The 3,838-nt window shown below is 68.7% G+C and carries 2 protein-coding genes and 1 pseudogene; 1 reads left to right on the top strand and 2 read right to left on the bottom strand.

Annotated features, from left to right (window positions below; all coding sequences use genetic code 11):
- Positions 1–270 (bottom strand): annotated as a pseudogene (locus L810_RS40010) (fimbrial protein); the annotation flags it as partial.
- Positions 267–1,187, bottom strand: coding sequence for a hypothetical protein (locus L810_RS40005; protein WP_042978181.1), 921 nt, complete (start codon positions 1,185–1,187; stop codon positions 267–269). The pseudogene L810_RS40010 and the gene L810_RS40005, both read right to left, overlap by 4 nt.
- A gap of 225 nt (positions 1,188–1,412) precedes the next feature.
- On the opposite strand from L810_RS40005, the gene L810_RS40000 reads away from it, so the two are divergent.
- On the top strand, positions 1,413–3,800 hold the full coding sequence (locus tag L810_RS40000) for a penicillin-binding protein 1A (RefSeq protein ID WP_042978180.1): 2,388 nt from the start codon (positions 1,413–1,415) through the stop codon (positions 3,798–3,800).
- Positions 3,801–3,838: the final 38 nt, after the last annotated feature.

Genomic DNA, 3,838 nt, shown 5'->3' with positions numbered 1-3,838 from the left:
CTGCGCGACGACGGCCGCCGCATTGGCGGCGCGCGTCGCGGCACCCACCTGTGGCTGCAACTGCCGCAGCCGCGCCTCCACGATTGCGCGCTCCGCATCCACACGCCACCGCGCCCCGCTGGCGGCGCCCGTCCACAGGCCGGCGCCGAGTACGCCGAGCAGAATCGCCGTACCGCACTGCGCGGCCCGACGACGTCGCAACGCCCGCGCCAGCCGCTCACGGTACGGCAACAGGTTGAAGCCGCCCGGCTCCGCACGGAGGGCCGTCATTCCCACACTCCGCGCAATGCCAGCCCGAATGCAACAGCCAATGCCGGGCCGCCCGGCATGCCGGTGCACAGGCACGATTGCGCGCCCCAGCCCGTGCAGTCGAACGGCACCGCAACCGCGCCGACCACGTCGCCGATCTCGGCGACGGACGTATCGAAGCGGGCGATACAGCGCTCGTCCCCGGCCACGAGGACACAGCACACGGCCCCGAGCGCGCGCCGGCGCAATGCATCGGAAAACGCCCCCGGCGCCGCGCCGGACAGCGTCAGCACCGGTACGGCCGACGAACCGTCGATTCGCCAGCCTTGCACGCCCGAGTCATGGAACCAGAGCGCCGCGCAGGGGCCCGCCTGCGCGTCGAGTTCGCATTGCGCCGCATAGCGCAACGCACGCAGCGCCGCGGCCGACTCGCAGTCGACCACCGTCAGATCGACACCGGCCTGCGCGGCCACATCGATCCGCCGTTCGAGCAGCGCCAGCGAGGCCACGGCAACCTCGATCTCCCCCGCTCCGCCGTCCTGCCGCCAGTCGAACGCGAGACTGTCCGGCGCGAGCCCCGAAATGCGTTCGGCCGCCTGCCGCGCGGCGTCCTCGACGTCGTCCCGCCCGGCCAAGTCCAGCATCGCGGTGCGCATCTCGTCATCGTGCAACGCCATCACGCCGCGCGCGCTACACCGCACGTCGGCCGCCGACAGTCTCGACACGGCCGCGGCCAGCGCCCGCGCAACCGCCGCCCAACGCGCATCCTCCGGCCCGCCCGCCAACCCGACCGGCTCCCGCTCCAGCCCCTCGACGCACACCTCGGCGCCCCGGCCACGCCGGCTCAGCACGACCACCCTCACCTCGTCCGCACCGACGTCGATTCCCGTCGACCGGTGCCCACCCTGCGCAAACCGCGCTCGCCATCTTCCCGCCATCCCAGCCTCCCGAGCTCGTCGCGGCCCACGCCGCGTTTCCGAGACTGATTCTGCAAAACGGCGCGTCGGGCCGACAGTCGGCCTAACGGCCAGCATCCGCTCGCGACGGCCGCGCGCGGGCTATGCTGGAAGTACGCCGGCCCGCGGCTTCAGGGCGGGCGGCCCCCGCGTCAGGACCGGTCTTACCGGGCAGCTATAATCGCGGGACTGTTTTCCGGTACGCCTATGCAATCCACGACTCCTACGTCCCCGCCTCCCGCCCCGGAGCCGAAGAAGCGGCCCTGGTGGCAAAAAGTCCTGCTCGGATTCGCCACGATGTGCGTGGCGCTCGTCGTGGCCGGCGGCCTCGTGCTCGGCTACGCGCTCGTCGTCGCGTGGCCGAACATGCCGTCGCTCGACGCGCTGACCGACTATCGCCCGAAGGTGCCGCTGCGCATCTATACGTCCGATCACGTGCTGATCGGCGAATTCGGCGAAGAGCGCCGCGACGTCGTCCATTTCAAGGACGTGCCCGATTCGCTGAAGAAGGCGATCCTCGCGATCGAGGACGCGCGGTTCTACGATCACGGCGGTGTCGACCTCACCGGCATCGTGCGCGCCGGCTTCGTCGCGCTGACGAACGGCCATGCGTCGCAGGGGGCGAGCACGATCACGATGCAGGTTGCGCGCAACTTCTTCCTGTCGAGCGAGAAGACCTACACGCGCAAGATCTACGAGATGCTGCTCGCGTACCGGATCGAGCGTGCGCTGACGAAGGATCAGATTCTCGAGGTCTACATGAATCAGATCTATCTCGGCCAGCGCGCATACGGCTTCGCGAGCGCCGCGCGGGTCTACTTCGGCAAGGACCTGAAGGACATCACGCTCGCCGAAGCGGCGATGCTCGCGGGGCTGCCGAAGGCGCCGTCCGCGTACAACCCGGTCGTGAACCCGAAGCGCGCGAAGGTGCGCCAGGAATACATCCTGCAACGGATGCTCGAGCTGAACTTCATCTCGCGCGAGCAGTACGACGAGGCCGTCGCACAGCCGCTCGTCGTCAAGGGTCCGGGCCGCGATTTCAGCGTGCACGCCGAGTACGTCGCGGAAATGGTCCGACAAATGATGTACGCGCAATACCACGAGGAAACCTACACGCGCGGCTTCAATGTCGTCACGACGATCGACTCCGCGGATCAGCAGGTCGCCTATACCGCGCTGCGCAAGGGCATCATGGATTACGAACGCCGGCACGGCTATCGGGGGCCGGAAGGCTTCATCGAGCTGCCGGCCGGCGCCGACGACCGCGAACAGGCGATCGACGATGCGCTGCTCGAACACCCCGACAACGGCGAACTGATTGCAGCGGTCGTCACGGCCGCAAACCCGCGCCAGATCACGGTCGCGTTCATCGACGGCAGCAATGCGACGATCGAAGGCGACAACCTGCGCTTCGCGTCGGGCGCGCTGTCGGCCAACGCGCAGCCGAATCGCCGCATCCGCCCGGGTGCGATCGTCCGCGTCGTGAAGAACGACGCCGGCAAATGGTCGATCACGCAGTTGCCGCAGGTCGAGGGGGCGTTCCTGTCGATCGTCCCGCAGGACGGCGCGATCCGCTCGCTCGTCGGCGGCTTCGACTACAACAAGAACAAGTTCAACCACGTCACGCAGGCGTGGCGGCAGCCGGGTTCGTCGTTCAAGCCGTTCATCTATTCGGCGTCGCTCGACAAGGGCCTCGGGCCGGCGACGGTGATCAACGACGGTCCGCTGTATTTCAGCGCGGCCGAAACGGGCGGCCAGCCGTGGGAGCCGAAGAACTACGGCGGCGGCTTCGAAGGCCCGATGTCGATGCGCACCGCGCTGCAGCGTTCGCGCAACCTCGTGTCGATCCGGATCCTGAACCACATCGGCACGAAGTACGCGCAGCAGTACATCACGCGCTTCGGCTTCGACGCGGAACGCCATCCGGCGTACCTGCCGATGGCACTCGGCGCGGGCCAGGTCACGCCGCTGCAGATGGCGGGCGCGTATTCGGTATTCGCGAACGGCGGCTACCGCGTCAATCCGTACCTGATCGCCGAAGTCACCGATCCGAGCGGCGCGATCGTCGTGCGCGCGCAGCCGCTCGTCGCCGAACAGAATGCGCCGCGCGCCATCGACGCGCGTAACGCGTACGTGATGAACAGCCTGCTGCAGAGCGTCGCGCAACGCGGCACGGGTGCACGGACCAACGTGCTGAAGCGCACCGACCTCGCGGGCAAGACCGGCACGACGAACGACTCGCACGACGCGTGGTTCGCCGGCTACCAGCACACGCTCGCCGCGATCGCGTGGATCGGCTACGACAATCCGCGCAGCCTCGGCGATCGCGAAACGGGCGGCGGCCTCTCGCTGCCCGTCTGGATCGACTACATGGGTGCCGCGCTGAAGGGTGTGCCCGAGTTCAAGCCGACGATGCCGGACGGCGTCGAATCGCTCGGCGGCGAGCTGTACTTCACCGAGTTCGCACCGGGTCACGGCTTCGTGTCGACGGTCGGCGTGCCGCAGGCACCGGCCGCGCAGAACGTCGACGCGACCGTGCCGCACGTCGACGAGCAGGAAAAGCAGGACATCATGAATCTGTTCCAGGCGCACTGACCGTCGGCCCGGACATGAAAAAAGCGCCCCGCGGGGCG

The sequence above is a fragment of the Burkholderia sp. AU4i genome (assembly GCF_000466765.1).
Lineage (GTDB): Bacteria > Pseudomonadota > Gammaproteobacteria > Burkholderiales > Burkholderiaceae > Burkholderia > Burkholderia cepacia.
This window is presented reverse-complemented; position numbering and strand designations above follow the sequence as displayed.